Consider the following 22868-nt stretch of genomic DNA (forward strand, 5'->3'; position numbering starts at 1 on the left):
TAGCTTTGTTCATCCTTAAACCTGCTTTTTCCCTAATAATCGACCGTATAACATTCCTATTACATGGATAAACCAATCATAGAATGAGCATCCGTTTCGGTGCCGTTTCGGTGCCTGGCACCATTTCAAAACCCTTGGGACCCAACACATCCGTTTCGGTGCCTGGCACCTTTTTAAAACCCTTGGGGCCCAACGCATCTGTTTCGGTGCCTGGCACCTTTTCAAAACCCTTGGGGCACAACGCATCTGTTTCGGTGCCTGGCACCATTTCAAAACCCTTGGGACCCAACGCATCCGTTTCGGTGCCTGGCACCTTTTCAAAACCCTTGGGGCTCAACGCATCCGTTTCGGTGCCCGGCACCTTTTCAAAACCCTTGGGGCTCAACGCATCTGTTTCGGTGCCTGGCACCATTTTAAATCGGCACCATTTTAAAACTCAGCGAAGGGTAGGATGATTGTGTCCGATTTTCCAATGGAATTACTTCAAAGAACTAGTCATCGGCCAACACCTCTTCCAGATTCCAAATGGTTGATGACACAACGTTGGGACCATTTGCTGTTCATGCATTTCCCTGTATCAAGAGACCTGATCCAAGAGCATATCCCGTCTCCATTGGAGTTGGATACATTTGATGGAGAGGCATGGGTCAGTATCATTCCTTTCAAGGTAAACGCTATGCGTTTGAGAAGGCTTCCGAAGATACCCTTCTTTCATTCTTATTTGGAGTTGAATGTCAGAACTTATGTAAAGCATCAAGGGGTCCCCGGAGTCTATTTTTTCAGCCTGGACGCGAACCTGCTCCCTTTCGTGCTTGGATCAAGAGCGTTATCTTTGCCTTATTTCCAAGCGAAAATGTCCATGTCTGTTCAAAACGGCGCAATCGCCTACTCTAGTATCCGAAACGGTAAAACGAGGGGCATCTTCCAAGCAACTTATCGGGCGACCTCAAAACCATTCACCCCTGCAACAGGAACTCTTACCGATTGGTTCCTCGAAAGGTACATTTTATGGACTATAAAAGGCAAAACAGTGTTACAAGGAGATATCCATCACGAAAAATGGCAAGTTAGTGAGGCAGAAGTGGACATAAAAAAGGTGGAGCTGCCCCCCTTTCAAACCGGCACCCCGCTTTACCTGCACTATGCTTTATCCCGCCGTGTATTGTTGTGGCCGTTGCACCCCATAAAATCCGCCACGTCAAAACATTAGAAAAACATATTCATCACAAATACCCCGTTTATGAGATCGACTTAGTGGGAAGTGGGTCAATATATGTTCCAAATTGAATGGGAGGCCACCACTAGTGAAAAAAGCAATCAACTCAATTGCCACCTTATTTCTTCTTTTCATGACAGGCTGCTCCCCAGAAAAATGGGACGTCCTGGACCCTAAGTCGTCTACCGCTGAAACCCAACTCTCCTTGATCCACCTAAGTATTGCATTGATGTCTATCGTCCTGATCACGGTCACGGTATTATTCACGTTTTTCCTAGTAAAATATCGGAAAAGACCTGGCTGGCAAACGGAAACAAAGAATCAAAAACCCGGTGATAAGAAACTAGAAATCACGTGGACTCTCATCCCGATTTTGATTCTAGTGATTTTAGCGGTTCCGACTGTACTAGATACATATAAACTTGACCAAGAAACGAAAGCCAGTGACGGGGCGCTGGTCGTCAAAGTGACCGCGCATCAATTCTGGTGGGAATTCGAATATCCCGAAGAAGGGGTTACCGCTTCAGAAACCCTCCATGTGCCTGTTGATAAAAAAGTGATCATAGAGTTGACTTCAGCAGACACGATCCATTCGTTCTGGGTGCCTCAATTAGGCGGTAAACAGGACGCTAATCCAGGGAGAAAAAATCGATTATCATTCACTCCAAATGAAACAGGTGTCTACAGAGGTTCATGTGCCGAGCTCTGCGGGCGTGGCCATGCATATATGCGGTTCCATGTAAAAGTAGAAACAGAATCCGAGTTCGACTCCTGGATCGAAGGGATGAAACAACCGGAGCAAGCTAATTTAACAGATTCAGAGGAAAAGGGACAGGAGATTTTCAAAAATCAATGCCTCAGCTGTCATGGAACACAAGGATTGGATCCTAAAGTCAGCGGATCCCCTGCCCCTCATCTCGGTGACTTCGCCTCACAGAAACGGATTGCCAATGTGTTGCCGAACAACCGGGAAAATCTGAAAAAATGGCTTAATGAGCCGCAGAAGGTGAAACCAGGGGCTAAAATGCCTTCCTTTAAAAAGGACTTTACGGATGAGGAAAAAGACGAATTGATCGATTACTTGATGTCTCTGAAGGTAAAGGAAGGTGAAAAATGATGAGCTTTTACTTCTTTGGTGAAAAGATCCGACTCGTTTCCGATATTATAGCAGGATATCTATCGATCATCCTGATGGGGATCGGTGCGGTCGTTTTCCTGACTTATTATAAAAAATGGGGCTCTTTGTGGAGCTATATGAAAACGACACATCATAGCAAAGTGGGCATCCTTTACCTTTCTGCGGGCTTCGCGTTTTTTCTCCGTGCTGGGCTTGATGCGTTGATCATCCGAGTCCAGTTGGCCCTGCCCCAAAATGAATTCTGGGTCTTCCAGGGCGATAAATACAATCAGATGATGACGACCCATGGGACGACGATGATCTTTTTCGTTGCCATGCCGCTCCTCATCGGATTAATGAACGTTGCTGTCCCTCTCCAGATCGGTACGAGAGACCTTGCATTCCCATTCTTGAACGCATTGAGTTTCTGGCTCTTTCTTGCCGGCGGAGCATTAATCAACATCAGTTTTGTGCTTGGCGGTTCACCAACTGCTGGGTGGACGTCCTACGCCCCTCTTGCGTTGGATGAATTCACACCAGCAACGGGGAATGATTACTACAGCCTTGGCCTTCAAGTCTCTGGAATCGGGACACTTCTCACAGCGATCAATTTTCTCGTCACGATCATCAACAAACGCGCGCCAGGCATGAAATTGATGCGGATGCCGATGTTCACCTGGGCGACGTTGGTGACCTCCATCCTCATCCTGTTCGCCTTTCCCGCTCTTACCGTCGCATTGCTCTTATTGATGTTCGACCGGTTATATGGGACAAGTCTGCTGGCAGCAGATGCAGGGAACTCGTTGATCTGGCAGCATTTGTTCTGGATTTTCGGCCACCCGGAAGTGTATATTTTGATTCTCCCAGCATTCGGTATCTTTTCAGATGTGATCACGACGTTCGCGAAGAAACGATTATTCGGATACAGTTCGATGGTCATTGCACTCGTGTTGATCGGTTTCCTTGGATTCATGGTATGGATCCATCACATGTTTACCGTAGGGCTCGGACCTACTTCGAACGCGATCTTCGCCATTTCGACCATGTCAATTGCCGTACCAACTGGAATCAAAATCTTCAACTGGCTGTTCACTCTTAGAGGGGGCGTCATCACCTTTAATACACCGATGTTGTTTTCACTTGGCTTCATTCCCTCATTTGTCATTGGTGGGATTACCGGAGTCATGCTGGCGACTGTACCTGCAGACTACCAGTATCATGACAGCTATTTCGTGGTCGGCCATTTCCACTATGTCATCGTAGGTGGGACAGTTCTTGGCATATTTGCCGGTGTGTACTATTGGTGGCCGAAATTGTTCGGTTTCATGCTGAACGATGTACTTGGAAAATGGCATTTCTGGACGTTCTTGATTGGATTCCATCTCACGTTTTTCCCAATGCATATCATGGGACTGAAAGGGATGCCGAGGAGGGTGTTCACCTACCTGCCGGAGGATGGGCTCACAGGTTTGAACTTTACCAGTACGATCGGTGCCTTTTTGATGGGGGGAAGCATGATGATCTTTTTATGGAACGTCTATCAAAGCTATCGTCACAGCCCCAGAGGAGTCGGTAATGACCCATGGGAAGATGGACGGACCATCGAGTGGGCGATCCCTTCCCCGCCTCCTGAGTATAATTTTGCGCGTACTCCCAAAGTGTACAGCAATGATGCATGGTGGCAGGCGAAGAAATACCAGAATGGCCGGTTGGAAGCAGCGGAAAAACTCACCTCGATTCGAATGCCGCGCGACACCGCAAAACCGATGTTGATCGGACTGTTCATGCTGATCGGTTCATTCGGCGTGATCGTTGAGGTGTGGTACTTCCAGTTGATCGGACTTCTGGGCACAATCGGTTTGATGGTATTGCATTCTTTTCAGGATTCAAGCCGGAAAATAGTGACCCCGAAAACCCATCCTGATGAAAAGATAGGGGGCGAAGAACAATGACAGAGGAGAAAATCGTCTTTTCAAAAGAGTTCACTGAAGAAGAGACTGCTGATAGAGTGCTTGGATTCTGGTTTTTCATAGGGGCGGAAATCGTACTTTTCGGCTGTTTGTTCGGCGTCTACCTTACGCTGAATCACCATACGGTACCCGGTGAATCCCCTGAGGAATTGTTCGAGCTGAAGCAAACGATTCTTGCGACATTCATTCTGCTATCGAGTAGTTTTACCTGTGCCCGATCTTTACTTGGAGCAAAAAACAACCTTTATAAAAAAAGCTTATTTTACCTGATTGCGACGTTCATTCTAGGTCTGACATTCTTAGGATTGGAAGCCCATGAATTTTATAAATATTTGAGAGAGGGACACACATTCACCTCGAGTCCGTTCATGTCTTCCTTCTATATATTGGTCGGGACTCATGGTACACATGTTTTAGCCGGGTGCGCCTGGATGGTCCTGCTCCTCATCCATTTGAAAAAAGAAAAGATCACTTCTTATACAAAGGCAAAATTGGAAGCATTCAGCCTTTATTGGCATTTCGTTGATGTCGTCTGGATTTTCATCTTCACCGTCGTTTACTTGATTGGAAAGGCAGGGATTATCCAGTGAAACTGTCTCTGAACATACGTCAATGGATCGGCTTCATCATAATGCTGACGTTCAGCGGGATCGCCTTTTATATCGTGATGACAATGGGGATCATCCCCCTCTGGCTGCTCATCGTCCTATTGATTTTGGCTGTAATTCAAGCTGTCATCCAACTTATCTTGTTCATGGAAATTCAACAAGGGAGACGAGGCTTCAAATGGGTGACCATCAGCAGCGGTCTCCTTATTGCCGGATTAGCCATCCTTTATTTGATGTTGCTCGAATAGAATGCGGAAAGGACTCAGCCATATGTGCGCTGAGCCCTTTGTCGTGATTTTTTTCTGATCATGTCCTGATAATTCGAAATCATGTTGCGATAAAAGTGATTTCTGTCGTGATAAATCAGGATTATGTCGTGATTCACTGGACTAGATTACAGCATTCTTCGCCAACGCAATTCCCCCGCATAATCCAGCATGATCTCCTAGTCCAGGCGGTACGATGTACTCATCGATTTTCTCGAGGATGTTTGCGTGTTGGATGTAGCCGTTCAACAGCTTCATAACATGCTTTCGAACGAGAGGAAACAGATGTTTTTGTTTCATGACACCACCGCCAAGGATGAGCCGTTTAGGTGACAACACAAGGATATAGTTCACCAATGCCTGTGCGATATAAAACGCTTCCAGTTCCCAAACGTCAGGGCGGTCAGCCAATTCTACGCCTTTCTGACCCCAGCGTGTTTCAATTGCAGGACCTGCCGCCAACCCTTCAAGGCAATCTCCGTGAAACGGACAGCTGCCTTCATAAGCATCATCTTCATGGCGACGAACCCGGATGTGCCCCATCTCTGGGTGCAGCATCCCATGAACGATTCGCCCTTCGGAAATCGCGCCGACACCGATTCCCGTCCCGACCGTCATGTAGAGACAGCTATCAAGACCACGCGCTGCTCCCCATTCCATTTCACCGAGTGCAGCCGCATTCACATCGGTATCGAATCCGATCGGCACGTCGAAATGCTTCTTCATTTCACCGACAAGATCAGCGTTGTTCCAATGCCTTTTCGGCGTTGTTGTAATGAACCCGTATGTAGGACTTTCAGGATTAAGATCAACCGGACCAAAGGAACCGATGCCTAACGCTTCAATCTCTTTCCCTTTAAAAAATTCAACCACCTGACTCAGCGTTTCTTCTGGAGTCGTCGTCGGAATCGTGATCTCTTCAAGGATTTCCCCGTTTTCATTCCCGATACCGCACACAAACTTCGTACCGCCAGCTTCAATCGAACCGTATTTCATCGATATTTCCTCCTCCTCTATAAAGAGTGCCAAAACTGACTTACAGCTTCGGCAACTTGATTGTTATACTGTTGGATGTGATACGATACATTCCACAGTCCCATTTACCGAAAATTGCTTCACGGTCGAAGGAATGATGAAATGATCACCTTTTTTAATAGTGTATGTACCACCTTGTGTCGTCACTTCCCCTTCACCAGATAAAACGCTGACAAGCAGGTAAGCAGGGTTCTCATAGCCCTCAACAGCTCCATCTAACTCCCAACGATAGACGGTAAAATATTTTTCTCGAATCAATTTCGTTTCTTTCAACCCTTCCACTACCGATTCCACCGGTTCGAACTTCGCATCTTCATGTGGAATCATCGCAACATCAATCGACTGTTCGATATGAAGCTCGCGAGTATTCCCTTCCGCATCGCGACGATCGTAATCATACACACGGTACGTTACGTCTGAGCTTTGCTGGGTTTCTAAGATCATCGTTCCCGTTCCGATCGCATGGATCGTTCCATTCGGTACATAGACAAAATCACCAGGCTTGATCGAAACTTTCCGTAGCAAGTCATCCCAACGATTTTCCGCTACCATTTGTTCAAAATCTGCTTTCGACCTGGCGTGGTGGCCATACACAAGTTCTGCCCCTGGTGCACAATCGATGATGTACCAGCATTCCGTTTTTCCGTACGGTTCTCCTTCAACTTTGCGTGCATACGCATCATTCGGATGCACCTGGACAGAAAGATCGGTCTTTGCATCCAATATTTTTACGAGCAATGGAAATTCATCGCCTTCCTGGTTTCCGAATAGTTCAGCATGCTCGTCCCATACTTGATCAAGCGTCTTTCCCTTTAATGGTCCGTTCACCGCTTCACTCGGTCCGTTCGGATGTGCGGAAATCCCCCAGCATTCCCCAGTCGTCTCCGTCGGGATTTCATAACCGAATGCTTCACGCAGTTTCGTCCCGCCCCAGATTCGATCTTTAAAAACCGGTTTTAGAAAAATAGGTTCATTATACAATCTCGACACCTCAATTAGTTGCTTTTACAAAATACTTTAACATTAATCATCTGTTTTTGGGGAAAAATCATCCTAAAACTCAGTATTGCCAATAACTTCATATAGAAATTCAGCAGATACTTCCCCTATAAAACAAAAAAGGTGGAAAACGACAAGCGTTTTACATCCGAATTGTGACACAAACCGGTGGAAGGCTGACTATAGTCTGCTTTTCTTTTTCGACATTCTGTGGCAACCGGTGGATCCTTTGAAATGGAAGCACGAGAACCGTCCCCAAACATCATAGCCCACCTATCTCCATCGTGAACATCCATGAAAAGGATCCATTAGCTGGAATCTTTGAAACTTTGTCAATTTTGTTGGCGACATATACGTCGTCATAAACGCCTGTACACGGCTCAAGGGCGAAATTATATTCTCCACGGTAGCCACCTTCCGTTTTCCAGATACCCAGGTATGGGACCTTGTCTGGAGGATAACGGTATGTAAGTGTTCTGCTAATGTCGTCCTGTACCACCTTGCACCATCCTTCTTTGAGGCGGTCAGTAAAATAGAATTTTTCCATATTCTCGGTTTCCTGATGATCAAACCGGGATAAATCGATCGGTAGATTCGTTCGTTGTGATTTCGTTACCGGATAAGGATGGATCGTCCCCCACTCACCGAGATGTTTCGATCCGTGCTCCACCGTCATGATTTCACATAAATCCTGTGGAAGAGCAATGCTTGTAGCCTGATTCATGTTCAACAATGAGTGGGCCGTCCAGATGAACGGAAAATCCTCATCGGAGTCGTTCAAAGCTTGATAGTTCAGTTCGACACCATCAACCTTCAAATGGATTTGTTTCAAAAGACGATATGGAAAGGTAGGACTTTTTACTTCAAGATCCAGTCCATAGGAACGCTCTGTTACATTCCAGGGCAATGTCCATACTTCTCCATGGTCCGGGATCAGCTTAAGATCATTTGGATGCGGCCCTTGATCGATTCCAGGAAAAATTTCATCAAAACCGCTCGAATCAAATGCAGCATAGTCAGCTCCATAGAGAGGAATCTTCAGTTGGTCCACTTTCGATTGAAAAAGCCACTCGTATCCCGCCTCCTTATCATACAAACTCGTCATTTTCCCCCCGTAGCCCGGAAGGATCGTACATCGAATCTGATCATTTTCTAGAATGATAGAATCGATTCCCTTGAAAGTCGAATGCCTGATCATCTAAGTTCCTCCTGCTTACATCGCTCTACCGTCTTCACAAAACGTCTGAATCCTTCCTTTCCCTCTGGTGTGCGTTTGAAGACACCTGCATTCTCTAACACTTTTGAAAAGGTCCGCCCTATTTCCTGTTTTAACGTTTCCTTAATGCTGTTATCGTTCAATTGGTCATGAGCAGCGACAATCTGCTTTGCCCAATCCACATGTTTAGCGGTCCGTTCATCCTTAAGGGCTTTCGTATCCAGTTCGTTTTCAAGCATGTAGCCTGCAAGGATTTCCATCTCTTCTACTAAACGACCAGGGAGTACCGCTAAACCCATCACTTCAATCAGACCGATGTTTTCCTTTTTTATATGGTGTACTTCTTCATGTGGATGGAAAATACCCATCGGGTGGGCTGAACTCGTACGGTTATTCCGTAAGACCAGATCCAGTTCGAACACCCCATTCCTGACACGGGCGATCGGGGTAATCGTATTATGTGGTGTACCATCAGTTTCAGAGACAATATCCAACCGATCATCATCATAGGACTTCCATTTCTGAAGGATTTTATCAGCCAGATCCGCGATATCCTCCCTGTCCTCACCCTGGAGGCGAATGACGGACATCGGCCATTTTACCTTGCCGACCTTGATGCCAGGATAATCATCGAAATCCATTGATTCCTCTACAGGAGCTTTCTCCATTGGAAATGGATGGCGGCCAGCCTGAAAATGGTCATGGCTTAAAATCGAACCTCCGACTATCGGCAAATCTGCATTGGAACCGACGAAGTAATGAGGAAATTGTTCTACGAAGTGTAGTAACCGCTTAAACCCCTCTTTTGATATTTTCATAGGACTGTGTTCCTCTGAGAATACGATGGCATGTTCGTTATAATAGACATATGGTGAATATTGCAAAAACCATCTTTGACCCGATAATTCAATGGGGATGATCCGATGGTTCTGACGGGCAGGATGATCGAGTCTCCCTGCATAGCCGACATTTTCCTTACAGAGCAGACATTTCGGATAGGATACAGAAATATTTTCTTTTGCTGCAGCGATCGCTTTCGGATCCTTTTCCGGCTTAGAAAGGTTGATCGTGATTTCCATATCTCCATAAGACGTCGCGCTGGACCAGTTGACATTTTTGCCAACTCTATCTGTCCGAATATAATGAGATGATTTTGCGAGCTCATAAAAATAATTGGTTGCCTCTTCCGGACCTGCTTTCTTGTAGAGGTCATAAAATTGACGGATGACTTCTCCAGGCCGCGGCACCAACCGGCCCATGATTCTTGTATCGAACAAATCCCTTTGAGTCACTGTACCCTCAGGGATCAACCGCTCATCCACTGCATAATCAAGCATATTCTCGAGAATATCAATCGGGGTTTCGAGGTTTTCTGCGTCTACGGTCACTGGTTCGGCCGCATCAAGGTTGAAAATATCCAAGAGTGTGTTCCGGAGATAATCGACATCCCATAACGAAATCATATTCTTCTGCAGTCCATACTGGATCAGCCGTTCGATTTCTTTGTAGATGTTCACGTCCATATTTTTCACCTCATACATAGGATTTTTCCGGGTTGCTATAACCGTCCGGATTCTCTTTGAACCAATTCCAGGCAGACCCGATCATTTCTTCAAGATCCACGTACTTCGGCTCCCAACCAAGCTCCCGATAGGCTTTTTCTGAGGATGCGACTAATTTGGCAGGGTCTCCCGCCCGCCTTGCCACAACTTCGGCAGGAATTTCATGCCCCGTTACTTTTCTAGTAGCTTCAATGACTTCTTTCACCGAAAAACCTTTGCCATTACCAAGATTGTAGATGGAACTGTCATGGCCGTCCTTTAATTTTTCAATGGCGATCAAGTGCGCTTCCACCAGATCTGTCACATGGATATAATCCCTTACACATGTTCCGTCTTCAGTCTCATAGTCGTCACCAAAAATAAGGATGTTACCCCTTTTACCGAGCGCTACCTGAAGGATGATCGGAATGAGGTGGGTTTCCGGATCATGATCTTCCCCTACCCTTCTCTTGTAATCTGCTCCGGCTACATTGAAGTAACGGAGGATGATATGCTGGATTCCATGTGCTTGCTCTGCCCATTTCAGCATTTTCTCGATAGCCAATTTCGTTTCACCGTAGGGATTTGTAGGCACGGTAGCATCCGTCTCATAGATTGGAATCTGCTCCGGCTCTCCATAGACAGCTGCCGTAGAGGAAAACACAATGTTCTTCACTCCATACTTCGCCATTGTACGCAACAGGCAAGTGGTTCCGTATACATTGTTGTCATAATATTTCAGCGGATTCTCAACGCTCTCCCCCACTAATGAATCGGCAGCAAAGTGGATCACGGAATCAATAGCGTTTTCTTTGAACACGGTATCCAAGAACGCCTCGTTCCGAAGGTCACCTCTATAAAAGGTGGCTTTTTCCAATACAGCTTGCCGGTGTCCTTTTTGAAGATTATCGATAACGACCACCTCTTCATTCCGATCCAACAGTTGAGCGACCGTATGGCTTCCGATATATCCTGCTCCACCACATACTAATACAGCCATTCCATTCCCTCCTCTTATAACTTTTTCGCTTGACCACCGATATCGACTACATAAAATTCAGCTTCAAGCCCAGTTTCAGCGTTGTAGGTCTCTCCAACCGCTTCTATAAAAGAATCAACACGATCATCAGGTACGATGCTTATCGTGCACCCGCCAAATCCTGCACCGGTCATTCTCGAACCGATTGCTCCTTCGTTCCATGCAGCTTCCACCAATACATCCAATTCTTTTCCAGTAACTTCATAGTCATCACGTAATGAGATATGAGATTCATTCATCAGCTTTCCGAATCCTCTGATATCGCCAGCGTTCAATTTTTTAACTGCTTCTATGGTTCTATTATTCTCGTAGACTGCATGTTTCGCTCTTTTGCGGACTATTTTATCGGGGATCAGGTGCTTGTGTGCATTGAACCCTTCTTTATTCAGGTCTCCAAGCGATTTGATGTCAAGCTGTTCCTGCAAAGAGTGTAGAGCAGCCTCACATTGCTGTCTTCTTTCGTTGTATTTGGAATTGGCCAACCCTCTGCGTTTGTTGGTATTGGCGAGGATCAGCTTTTCTTTTTTCAAATTGATCGGTGTATACTGGTAGGCTAGCGAGTCACAATTAAGCAGGATGGCATGATTTTTCTTCCCCATTCCAATCGCGAATTGATCCATGATGCCGCAATTGACGCCGATGAATTCATTTTCAGCTTTTTGGGCAAGTTTCACCATCTCGATTTGGTCGATTTGCAAGTGGAAAAGATCTTTCAGCATGGCAGCCGTCACCATTTCAATCGAAGCCGAGGAGGATAAACCAGCTCCATTTGGGATATTTCCATAAAATGCGACATCAAATCCAGAGGTCATCTCATAGCCTGCCTGTTGGAAAATAGCGGCCATGCCTTTCGGGTAGTTCGCCCAATCATGTTGTTCCTCAAAACGCAGATCATCAATTTGTGCTTCGACGATGCAGGAGTGCTCAAAGTTCATCGAATAAAACCGGATGGTCCGGTCCTCTCTTTTTCTTGCCACAGCATATGTACCTAACGTAAGGGCGCAAGGGAAGACATGACCGCCGTTATAATCTGTATGCTCCCCAATAAGGTTCACTCGGGCTGGGGCGAAGTATGACGTCAAACTGCCTTGAGCACCGAATTGCTCTATAAAGGATTTCTTCACTTCTTCCATCTAGACCACCTCATTTCCTATCCTTAATTAAACTGGGTGATACGCCTGCTGTATACCTTGTCTTGGAGCTCCATAAACTTTATTAATTAATTTAATTTACTTAATACTAACACAATTTTTCTCTCGTGTCTTTTTAAAAAATGAGCTTATTTTGACTATATTAATTCAGTAGAGTGAGACTTTTCAGAAAAGACTCCACGTTTTTTAATTAATTTACTTAAGTTATATAAATTTAGTATGATATGATTATTTAAATTAGAATTCGTGGAGGAAAAAGGATGTCGTCGAAATATACTAGAGGTACCTTCCAGTTGATGAAATCAATCAACCGCAGTGCGATATTGAATATGGTCCGGGAAAAAGGGCCGATTTCTAGAGCGGAAATTGCCAAACAAACGAGCTTGACCCCACCAACGGTCAGTAATATCGTAAAAGAATTGATCGAGAGCAAATTCGTAATTGAAACAACACAAGGTACTTCCCAAGGGGGAAGGAAACCGACTTTACTTGAAATTAATGCTGATCAGTTTTTTATGATTGGAATAGATGTGGGCAGATACAAGATGAACTTCGTTGTGTCGAACCTTTTCGGTGACTTGAAGGACACGGCTGTATTGCAGATTAAGGAACATCCGACTAAGGAAGAGATCATCAATACGATGAAAAAAGGAATCCGTACCCTTCTAGAGCCAGAGAGAAATGATCCGAAAAAGTTCATCGGAATCGGAGTCGGTATGCACGGGATTGTAGATGTTGAAAAGGGTATCTCCCTTTTCGCACCATCCTTCCAGTTATATGATATCCCGATCAAATCTGAATTGGAAAAAGAATTCGAGATGCTCATCAAAGTTGAAAACGATGCACGTACGATGACGTTAGGAGAGTCATGGTTTGGGAACGGGAACATCGAGGATAATCTGGTAGGGGTAAATGTTGGGCATGGAATCGGGGCTGGAATCATGATCAATGGCCGGCTCTTTCATGGAGACAGTGACATCGCGGGTGAGATCGGGCATGTGACCATCGATCTATCAGGACCAAAATGCACCTGTGGAAATTATGGCTGCCTCCAGACGCTTGCCGGAGGGCCGGCTATTGCAGACCGCGCCAAAAAAGAATTGAAGACAGGAAAAGCTTCCCGAATTCTTAATTTGGTTGATAACGATCTTGAGAAAGTGGATGGCAAAGTTGTATACGAAGCAGCCCGTTCAGGAGATGAATTCAGTATTGAATTACTAAATCAGACAGGAAGATATTTAGGGATAGGCTTGATCAACCTCATCCACACCTTAAACCCTGAACGAATCATCATCGGTGGAGGAGTATCAAGGGCCGGGGATTTCTTGATGGATGGTATAAAAGAAACCATCCACTCAAGAGGATTGACAAAGAAAGCAAAAGAAACCCCGATTGTTCTATCAAAGCTAGGCGAAAATGCCTCAGCATTCGGATCGTGCGTCCTCATACTGGAAGAATTCTTCAAGCGCCATTAATTAGGTTCCTTGCCCATTTGAAAAATCGGTGCCAGGCACCTTTTGAAACCCCTTGCTGCGCAAGGCTTCTAAGGTGGTGCCTGGCACCGAAGTAATTTATCCTTTTACTGAGCCCGCGAGCAATCCTTTTACGAAGAATTTTCCGAGCAGGATATATACGAGCAGTGTTGGCAAAGCTGCAAGCAAAGCACCTGCCATTTGTACATTCCACTGGACGATCTGGCTTCCTGAAAGGTTCTGCAAGGCAACCATTACGGGCTGTTGATCAGAAGTCGTGATGGTTACGGCGAATAGGAACTCGTTCCAGATGTTCGTAAACTGCCATATTCCTACTACTACAAAGCCTGTGATCGACAGCGGCATCATGATGTGGGTGAAGATCCTCAGGAATCCAGCTCCATCAATTTTAGCCGATTCGATCATCGAAACCGGGATGCTTGCATAAAAGTTCCGGAACATTAAGGTGGTAATCGGAAGTCCATAAACGACATGGACAAAAACCAGTCCTGCAATCGAGTTATAGAGACCGATCTCTCTCAAAAATTGAATAAGCGGAATCAGAATACTTTGATAAGGAATGAACATACCGAATAAAATCGCTGTAAAAAGTGTATTCGATCCTTTGAACTGCCATTTCGAAAGAACATAGCCATTCAAAGCACCTAGCAAAGCTGAAATGATCGTCGCTGGAATGACGAGATAGAAACTATTCATCAGATTAGGGGCGAGCTTTGAAAAGGCCTCCGAATAACTGCTGAAGTCAATCGAAGACGGCAGCTGCCACATTTGCGCCAATGTAATTTCATCAAGTGGCTTCAAGCTTGTGACCAGCATGACATATACCGGCATCAAATAAAATAGACTGAATGCGATCAATAGCAGGTACAAAAGGGGCCGTGTAATTGTACGAATCGCCATCAAGACTCACCCTTTCTGCTTGAGATCAAATACGGAACGATAAAGATCGCAACGGACAATAACATGATGATTGCGATTGCTGCCCCGTTCGCGTAATAATTTCCTCTGAACGTTGTTTCATACATATAAACGCCTGGCACGTCGGTTACATAATTTGCTCCCGAACCGGTCATCGCATAAATCAGGTCGAAAATCTTCAGTGAGATATGAGCCATGATAATTACGACACTGATCGTGATTGGACGAAGTAACGGTAATATGACTTTCCAATAGACCTGGAATTCTGATGCACCGTCGATACGTGCTGCCTCTCTCACTTCTTCCGGAATCCCTCGCAAACCAGCAAGATACATCGCCACTGAAAATCCTGTCATTTGCCAGACAGCTGCGATCACAATTGCAATGATTGCAACTGGAATACCGAATTCGATTTTCCCCCATGATACCCCTGGAATAATGGTCGTATCGGTGTACCACTTGGAATCTAGACCGATTTTACTCAAAAACAGGTTCACACCAGTTGATGGATTCAAAAGCCATTGCCATACGACACCCGTAACGACAAAGGACAATGCCATCGGAAAAAAGAAAATGTTCCGGAATAAAGATTCTTGTCTGATTTTTTGATCCAGCAAAATCGCAAGGACGATACCGATGATGATGACCGACAAAATGAACAGAATCGTAAAAAACAACGTATTCCTTAAATCTGCCTGGAATCGAAAGTCCTGGAACAGATAGATATAGTTTTGAAGGCCAGCAAAGGAAAAATCAGGAACGAGACTATTCCAATTACTTAAAGATACATAACCTGTCCATCCGATGAACCCATAAACGAAAACCGCGATCAAGATCAGGGACGGTGTGAGAAACCCGATTGCCAGTAGATGATCTTTCGTCAGGACTTTTTTCTTTCTTTTTGTTGCCACTTTCAATTCTGATGGTGTGTGTTTCACTGATGATCGAACCGGATCCATGCCTAAACCTCCTTTTAAATGGAATCCTAAAATAAAGAAAACTTGGCGAGGCCAAGCCTTAGCGTAGGTGGAGCCATAGTTGCCCTTATACTGAAGAAAGTATTTGTACTTGCTTTAAGTGGAAAAAGGGGAAGAGAATAACCTCCTCCCCCTTCCATTTCACTGTTACTTCAATTCACTTGAAGCTTGATCAAGCGAATCAATGAACTGATCAACATCTTGTTGTGTAACAAAAATGTTTACGGCTTGGTTCACTTTGGTCAAGAAACCTTCAGGAGCAGCAGATCCGTGAGCAAGACTTGGTACTAGAGAAGCTTGATTGAATTCTTCGATTGTTTCTTGTCCGTATGCATCATACTTGGATACATCCGCATCCGTACGGGCAGGAATCGATCCTTTCAACGGATTGAAAACATCCTGACCTTCAACAGAACCGAGTACAGACAAGAATTTTTTCACATCATCAGGATTCGAAACGCCTTTTGGAAGTCCGAATGTATCCGTGATGACCATGAATTCACCGTCTGTTTCTGGTGTTTCAGTCCATCCGAAGTCTTCTTTCACTTTTAGGTTCAAGTCGTTGACGAAGTAGCCTTTTGCCCAGTCACCCATTACATTCATTGCTGCTTCACCTTCTGCAACCAATTGGGAGGCATCCTGCCAGTTACGTGAGCTATGGTCCTCGTTGATATAAGAAAGCATCTTTTTGAATGTTTCCGCAGCTTCTTTAACTTTTGCATCTGTAAAAGAAAGCTCACCAGTGAATAATTTGTTATAATCTTCTGTTCCCAGCGTACCTAATAAAGTCGTTTCAAAAACCTGTGTAGCTGTCCACGGTTCTTTGTCACCAAGCGCTAGTGGTGTCACACCTGCTTCTTTCAACTTGTCAGCAGCTGCAAACCATTCATCGAATGTCGTCGGAACCTCGATGCCATTTTCCTCAAAAACTTTCGTGTTATACCAGAGGACATTTCCACGGTGGATATTTACTGGAACAGAGTAGATATTTCCATCTTTACTTACCATATCGATCAAATCCTGAGGAAACTTATCGTCCCAGCCCTCTTCTTCATAAAGGTCATTCAGCGGTTCCATTTTTCCAGCAGCTACCCAACCTTCATTCAGTTCTGCTCCCCCATGGACCTGGAAAGTTGCTGGAGGATCATCCCCTTGCATACGGCTCGCAAGCACTGCTTTTGCATTTGTACCAGCTCCACCTGCTACCGCTGCATTTTCCACTTCTACATCAGGATGTTTCTCTTTGAAAAGGTCGATTAACGCGTTCAAGCCATCTTCTTCACCGGCTCCAGTCCACCAGCTGAAGATATCAAGTTTAGCATCCTTGTCGCTGTTTCCATCTTCTGAACTGGAATCTGAATTACATGCTGCTAAAACCATCGCAAGGACAAGCAATAAGAATATGAATTTCAGTTTTTTCGCTTTCATTCCAACAGTTCCCCCTTAATTGAATTAAAATGTAAACGCTAACAATTCAAGCTTACCACCTTATCCAGAGAGGGAGAGCAGGAAATCCCTGCACTATCTTGCTATCATCTTCATTATTTTGTCATCGGTGATATTTCAGGGCTCCCGGCGGCAGGATTGCCGAGGAACAATCACGACACAATCGGGAATTATCGCGACAAAATCAGCAAGTATTGCGACATTCTCACAAAAAGCACTGGCACAGAAAAAGGACTGACCCTAATCAGTCAGTCCTTCTCCCTATCAGTCAGTGGTGTATTTGGCGTCTGCCCAGTCGGCATGATCCTCATAGTTGTTATCACCTGAGTCTGTAACGACCAGTTTCAGCTCTTTTGCACCTTCAAGATCGACTTTTACCGGTTTGGCAGGCGTATCGATTTTCATCAAACCGCTGTCATAAGCCTTTTCTCCGTCCAGGTAAACCTCGAAAGTGACGGTGCCCCAGGTCCTGCCCTTCATTTCCTGATCGACGCCGACCATCGATTCGAAAAACTTATATCCTTTCCCTTCGATATCATAGACGATTTCCGAATGGGCATGGGTGCCGATCCCTTTTTCAAAGATCTGTTTACCATCTTCCGCCTTCAAAGTGATCGGGTTCCCGTCTACTGATTTATCCTTGTTCACCGATCCCCATCCAGCCACGGCACTTTCCCAATCAGTATCACTCAAATACAGATGCGGCACGAGGTTGAAATTGATCGTGTAGGTCTTCTCCAGCAGTCCATCCGCAGAACTTGCCGTAATCGTCGTTACACCCGGCAGGTCTTCCGCCTCATCGATTTCGATCTCGACATTTTCATTGACCGGCGTGACTTGGACTTCCGGGACTTCAGAAATCGTACCCTCCAGGTAATCCAGTTCATATTCTGTAATCTCAGCATTGAAATCCTCTAAAGGTTTCCCACTGATGTCGATGCCTTTAACCAAATCATCGGTGATCACCCGTTTGCTCAAGTCCATCGGGGAGTCCTTTTTAGAAATCGGGTTCAGACGATAGCTGTAGGAGTATGGCTTATTCGGATACAGCGTGAATTCAGGATGTGGCCTTGCACCCCAGCTGTTATCCCCGCCGACGCCCATCTGCCTGTAATCGAGGCTGACTGTGATGTCATCCCTTCTTTCAAGCTTATATGGGTGGCTCGCTGTCTCCAAGTCTTCCTCCGTATAATGGAGGGCGCCTACTTCAACCAACGGATCACCTGTAGCCATCAGACCGACTCCCTCCTTGTTCGTGAAGGTCACCCAGCGGACATCTGACTTATTGCCGGTTTCCTGTGGTTCGAGGTATGGGATGAATTGATCGTCAACTGTGCTTTCATACAGGCCGACATCCGCACCCGTTTTACGATCCCAGTAATTTTCATGTGGTCCTCTTCCATACCATGTCATCGCTTCGAATTCTTCAGGCAACGTAAGCTCCATTCCCAATGCAGGGATTTCAGGCAAGCCGCTACCCGGCATCAACGTATTTTTCACGACGACCTCTCCGGATCCATAAACGATGTAGGAAGCTATATAATCTGATTCATCTGTGGTCGGTAACACGGCATTCACATCGATCCGCACTGCTTTCGTACCTAATTTCTCAACAGAAACATCCGTAATTTCACGGTCGCTTCCGGCATCGCGCCATGTCCCCGTTCTCGATGGCATACCGTTTCCTCTGTCATTATCATTCGGTGCTCTCCAGAAGTCCGGCTCTGGTCCTGACTTCAACAGCTCCGTATCTTTAAACGAAAAGTTTGAAATCGTTCCTTCTTTTTTATCGAAGGTCACTTCAAAATCCGTGCCTGTTACATTGACACTTTCATCACTTTCGTCTACCTTAATGTCATCCATGTCAGAGATGTCTTCTGCTTCTCGTTCACGTACATCGAATGGTACTTTGAACTGCTCGGTTGCCACCTCATGCCCTTTCGGTGCCCATGAAGTCGCTTTCGGAAGACTGAAGCTGACATTCAACCAGTACTCGACACCCTCTTCAAGTTCCGGTTGCTTAAATGGAACGTCCACTGTTTTCTCTTCTTCTGGCTTGATATCCAGGTTTGAAAGTTTCCCACTATCAATCACCTTATCGTCCGCTTTCAATTCCCATTTGGCATCAAAAGCGTTGATGTTCGTGAATAGATGTTCATTTTTGATAGACATTTTTCCGTTTACTAGATCGACATCTTCCATTTCGATATTTTGATAGACTTTCTTCACTTCCCAAAGCTCAGGCTGAACTTCCCGGTCAGGGAAAACGAGGCCGTTATCAAGGAAGTTTCCATCATTCGGATTGTCTCCCCAATCCCCGCCATAGGCGAAATATTCTTTTTGCTCATACTGCTCTTCCTTCATATTGTCAAAATCCATCCAAAGGACAGTGTCTTCACCTGGAGTACGGTTTTTATCCTTCAGCTCATCCAGCGTTAGAGCCTGGTCATAGATGCGGACCTGGTCGATCACCGCATTCGTCGTCCGTCCTTTTTCTGCATTCCGTCCAATATTGACCGGATAGGCATTGCTCTTGATCTCACCGGTGAATTCCTTTTCTGCAAGCAATTCATCATCCGCATAAAGCTGCAGGGATTGTCCGTCATAAACACCTGCGACATGGTGCCAGTTGCCGTTCCAGTCTTCAGGGACCGCCGCTTCCACTGTCACCCATGAATTGTTCTGATCATACACGAAAAATTCGAGCTGCTCGCCATTCTGTTTGATCGCATATTGGGTATCCCCTTTTGCGATGAATGGGCTGTGTCCGTTGGTCGACTCAGGTTTCACCCATGCTTCCAAGGTCAAAGCTTTGCCGGTGATGTCTAAAGCGCTTTCATCCGGCAGCGTCACATAGCCATCGATTGCATCACCGCTATGCCCTTCGACAACATCTCCGAATAATTCGCCGCTTAGTTCAGTGCTGCTTTCATCAAACACCAATTTTTTCGTAGGTGTCGGCCATCTCAATCCCTGGTCGACCCAGTCCCAGATGAATCCGCCCTGCAAGTTATCGTACTTATCGATGACATCCCAGTACTGATACAAATTCCCGACACTGTTCCCCATCGCATGAGCGTATTCACAAAGGATATACGGGCGTTCCGGATGGGTCTGAGCCCAGTTTTCAACACCTTCTACACTCGGATACATGTGGCTTTCCACATCTGTCCAGCGGTTGTCTCCTTCATAGTGGACTAGCCTAGTCGGGTCTTTTTCATGAACCCAATCCGCCATCTCCTTGAACGTGTTTCCGCTTCCTGCTTCATTTCCTAATGACCAGAACAGGATCGAAGGATGGTTTTTGTCCCGTTCCACCATGCTTTTTACCCGGTCCATCGATGCAGGCAGCCACTGAGGATCGCTCGCTGGAAGTTTACCTCTTGCACCGTGCGACTCGAGATTGGTTTCATCAATGAGATAGAGGCCGTATTCGTCCGCCAGTTCATACCATCTCGGCTGGTTTGGATAATGGGAAGTACGGACCGCATTGATATTGAACTTTTTCATCAGCTTGATATCTTCGATCATCGACTCTTCAGTGACCGCCCTTCCACGATCCGGATCTGTTTCGTGGCGGTTCACGCCTTTCAATGTAATCGGCTTCCCATTGATGAGCATCTGCCCGTCCTTCAGTTCGAATTCACGGAAACCGACCTTTGAGCTCATCGTTTCAACAATTTTCCCGTCTTTATCTTTCAGTGCCAGGACAAGGGTGTATAAATTCGGATGTTCCGCAGACCACTTCAATGGATTTTTGAAAAGCTGGTCCTTGTCGAGAGTCACTTCATTTTTCCCATTGAAATCAACCTGCATTTCGACTGGGCTTTCACTCACCTTTTTCTGATCAGCATCATATAAGGTTCCTTCGATCGTATACGGCTCATCCGTCTGATTACCGTTATTCGTTACGATCACTTCCGTATTCAAGGTGGCATCTTCATAGGCTTCATCAAGATCCGTCGTCACCGCGAAATCACGCATATGGACCTGTGGTGTCGAATAGAGATAGACATCACGGAAAATCCCACTCAATCGAACGAAATCCTGATCCTCTAGCCAGCTGCCATCAGACCACCTGTAGACCTCTACGGCGATCGTGTTTTTCCCTTTTTTCAAGTAATCGGTGATGTCGAACTCAGCAGGGGTATAGCTATCCTCGCTGTAACCTACCTTCTCGCCGTTCACCCACACGTAAAAGGCGGATTCGACACCCTGGAACGAGATATAGACTTTCTCACCCTTCCAATTTCCAGGGACCGTAAACGTTCTTTTGTATGAACCGACTGGATTATAGATAGTCGGTGCTTTAGGAGGTTCTGGTTGTTCATAACCTGTCCAAGGATATGTGATGTTTGTATAAATCGGGTAATCGTAGCCTTCAAGCTGCCAATTGCTCGGGACTTCAATCTTATCCCACTTAGACACATCATAATCCTCTTTAAAAAAATCGACTGGCCGTTCATCCGGATTCTTCGCCCAATGGAAACGCCACTTCCCGTTCAATGATTTGTAATGGGTCGATTTCGTCCGGTCTCCTTTCAGAGCGGATTTCTCATCCTTGTAGGGCATCAACGTGGCATGAGCCGGCTCCCTGTTCACCTGAAAGGTTTCAGGATTGTTATTCCATTCGGGATCCTCTTCCCCCGCCTCTGCCAGTGCTTGAACATTCAATCCACTGAAAATCAGCAAAAACGACAACATCAAGATAAAATACCTCCTTAACATTCTCAAGGTTAAATCCTCCTTTTAAAAGTAGTTTAGACTTGAACGAACCTCTATTACTTTATTAAATTAATTAATAAAGTATACAGACCTGATTCGTCTTAAATGTCTATTTTTCGATAAGTTCCTAGATTTCCTCTTTCTAATTCCGCATTTACTAAAAACAGGAAAATGATCCTGTGTCCAAATGATCATATAATCCACTAGAACAATAGTCTAATAGCCCGTTCGACATAAGAAAAGGAAAACGTCCTTGTGAACCACGAAGCTCACTGGAAGTCCGACGGGGTAGCTCAAGCCAAACAAAGTTCGGTTCTGCATGGGTAAACGCTTCGATTTAAATCAATGTGTCCCCGCCGCAGGAGTACTGAAATGATCCAAGTGTTAGGCGGTGGAAGCTAGACAAGTCTTTACTGCAACCCAAATTTTTAGACTTTCTTATAGGGGGGGTCTCACCAACAAATCCTACGCTGCTAAGGAGACCAAATATAAAAAAGCCTAATTCCTCAATGGAGAAAGCGAGAAATTAGGCGTTATTATTTCACAATCGCGCCTGTTTGTTTAGATGTTAAAATATATCTATAGACGGATTCATTTATAGATGAGTTAAAATATTGATAAGTTTCCCAAACGGATCCCTAACGTAAAAACGCCGAACCCCCCATGGTTCCTTAGTTGGTCCATACTCAATAGGAACTTCAGCTGCTTTTATGCGAGTGAGCGCAACGTCGAGATCATCTACTTCAATTGACAAATCAGGTACTGGTGTGTCGGATCCTCCCTCTGAAAGGAAACTGATTTGAGTGGCCATTTTCTCATGTGAACCGTATGTTGCAATAAATCCAAGATCCATTAATTGATCAAGTCCCAGTATTTCCTCGTAGAAGTGCTTTGCTTTGGAAATGTCCTGCGTCTCAATATTGGCAACAATTCGCTTGACCTTCACTTTTACCACCTCCAAAGAATTTGAAGTTTATTTTTTTCATACTCCACAATATGACCCGTTTGCAGAAGATCTTAGTGTAGGATTTTTTGAAAATGTTGGCGCGACTCCTAGGCAAGAAAGAGGCCCTAAAATGCCCGGATCTCTTCACATTGCAAGGGGTTCCCTTGGAGAATCGCCATTAAGATTAGTGGACATCTGTTCCGTT

Annotated in this window: 18 protein-coding genes; 6 read left to right on the forward strand and 12 right to left on the reverse strand. The window is 45.3% G+C overall.

The window, feature by feature from the left end:
- Positions 1-76: 76 nt before the first annotated feature.
- Entirely contained in the window at positions 77-412 is a 336-nt protein-coding gene (locus KOL94_RS14270) for a hypothetical protein (RefSeq protein ID WP_221567069.1), read from the reverse strand.
- 60 nt (positions 413-472) lie between these two features.
- Between KOL94_RS14270 and KOL94_RS14275 the strand changes: the two genes are divergently transcribed.
- The 5 genes from KOL94_RS14275 (at position 473) to KOL94_RS14295 (ending at position 5159) form a co-directional block, all read left to right on the forward strand.
- Positions 473-1210, forward strand: coding sequence for a YqjF family protein (locus KOL94_RS14275; protein WP_221567070.1), 738 nt, complete (start codon positions 473-475; stop codon positions 1208-1210).
- A 94-nt stretch (positions 1211-1304) separates the two neighbouring features.
- Positions 1305-2333, forward strand: coding sequence for a cytochrome c oxidase subunit II (gene coxB, locus KOL94_RS14280; protein WP_221567071.1), 1029 nt, complete (start codon positions 1305-1307; stop codon positions 2331-2333).
- A 74-nt stretch (positions 2334-2407) separates the two neighbouring features.
- Positions 2408-4285: a cytochrome c oxidase subunit I gene (locus KOL94_RS14285; protein ID WP_221567732.1), complete on the forward strand. Its 1878-nt coding sequence runs from the start codon at positions 2408-2410 to the stop codon at positions 4283-4285.
- Complete coding sequence (locus tag KOL94_RS14290) at positions 4282-4893, forward strand: cytochrome c oxidase subunit 3 (RefSeq protein ID WP_221567072.1); 612 nt, start codon at positions 4282-4284, stop codon at positions 4891-4893. The genes KOL94_RS14285 and KOL94_RS14290 overlap by 4 nt, the downstream gene beginning before the upstream one ends.
- Entirely contained in the window at positions 4890-5159 is a 270-nt protein-coding gene (locus KOL94_RS14295; RefSeq protein ID WP_221567073.1) for a cytochrome C oxidase subunit IV family protein, read from the forward strand. The genes KOL94_RS14290 and KOL94_RS14295 overlap by 4 nt, the downstream gene beginning before the upstream one ends.
- Before the next feature lie 141 nt (positions 5160-5300).
- On the opposite strand, the gene KOL94_RS14300 is transcribed toward KOL94_RS14295, so the two are convergent.
- The 6 genes from KOL94_RS14300 to KOL94_RS14325 form a co-directional block, all read right to left on the reverse strand.
- On the reverse strand, positions 5301-6173 hold the full coding sequence (locus tag KOL94_RS14300) for an ROK family protein (protein ID WP_221567074.1): 873 nt from the start codon (positions 6171-6173) through the stop codon (positions 5301-5303).
- A 63-nt stretch (positions 6174-6236) separates the two neighbouring features.
- Entirely contained in the window at positions 6237-7193 is a 957-nt protein-coding gene (gene manA / locus KOL94_RS14305) for a mannose-6-phosphate isomerase, class I (protein ID WP_221567075.1), read from the reverse strand.
- A gap of 280 nt (positions 7194-7473) precedes the next feature.
- On the reverse strand, positions 7474-8409 hold the full coding sequence (locus tag KOL94_RS14310) for an aldose epimerase family protein (protein WP_221567076.1): 936 nt from the start codon (positions 8407-8409) through the stop codon (positions 7474-7476).
- The gene (galT, locus tag KOL94_RS14315; protein WP_221567077.1) at positions 8406-9950 is read right to left on the reverse strand and encodes a UDP-glucose--hexose-1-phosphate uridylyltransferase; all 1545 of its coding nucleotides are present in this window, start codon (positions 9948-9950) and stop codon (positions 8406-8408) included. Before galT ends, KOL94_RS14310 begins: the two co-directional genes overlap by 4 nt.
- A 10-nt stretch (positions 9951-9960) precedes the next feature.
- Complete coding sequence (gene galE / locus KOL94_RS14320; RefSeq protein ID WP_221567078.1) at positions 9961-10968, reverse strand: UDP-glucose 4-epimerase GalE; 1008 nt, start codon at positions 10966-10968, stop codon at positions 9961-9963.
- A 14-nt stretch (positions 10969-10982) separates the two neighbouring features.
- Positions 10983-12140, reverse strand: coding sequence for a galactokinase (locus KOL94_RS14325; protein ID WP_221567079.1), 1158 nt, complete (start codon positions 12138-12140; stop codon positions 10983-10985).
- 278 nt (positions 12141-12418) lie between these two features.
- On the opposite strand from KOL94_RS14325, the gene KOL94_RS14330 reads away from it, so the two are divergent.
- Entirely contained in the window at positions 12419-13633 is a 1215-nt protein-coding gene (locus tag KOL94_RS14330; RefSeq protein WP_221567080.1) for an ROK family transcriptional regulator, read from the forward strand.
- Between the two features lie 96 nt (positions 13634-13729).
- On the opposite strand, the gene KOL94_RS14335 is transcribed toward KOL94_RS14330, so the two are convergent.
- From KOL94_RS14335 to KOL94_RS14355, 5 genes are all read right to left on the reverse strand, one after another.
- A complete protein-coding gene (locus tag KOL94_RS14335) occupies positions 13730-14551 on the reverse strand; it encodes a carbohydrate ABC transporter permease (protein WP_221567081.1) in 822 nt (273 codons plus the stop codon).
- On the reverse strand, positions 14551-15528 hold the full coding sequence (locus tag KOL94_RS14340) for a carbohydrate ABC transporter permease (protein WP_221567082.1): 978 nt from the start codon (positions 15526-15528) through the stop codon (positions 14551-14553). The genes KOL94_RS14335 and KOL94_RS14340 overlap by 1 nt, the downstream gene beginning before the upstream one ends.
- Positions 15529-15693: 165 nt before the next feature.
- The gene (locus KOL94_RS14345; protein WP_221567083.1) at positions 15694-16974 is read right to left on the reverse strand and encodes an ABC transporter substrate-binding protein; all 1281 of its coding nucleotides are present in this window, start codon (positions 16972-16974) and stop codon (positions 15694-15696) included.
- Positions 16975-17256: 282 nt separating this feature from the next.
- Entirely contained in the window at positions 17257-21696 is a 4440-nt protein-coding gene (locus KOL94_RS14350; protein ID WP_260412457.1) for a glycoside hydrolase family 2 TIM barrel-domain containing protein, read from the reverse strand.
- Between the two features lie 616 nt (positions 21697-22312).
- Positions 22313-22663 (reverse strand): VOC family protein, encoded by a 351-nt coding sequence (locus KOL94_RS14355; protein WP_221567085.1) that lies wholly within the window; start codon positions 22661-22663, stop codon positions 22313-22315.
- Between the last annotated feature and the right edge of the window lie 205 nt (positions 22664-22868).

Source organism: Alkalihalobacillus sp. TS-13 (assembly GCF_019720915.1).
Classification (GTDB): Bacteria; Bacillota; Bacilli; order Bacillales; family Fictibacillaceae; genus Pseudalkalibacillus.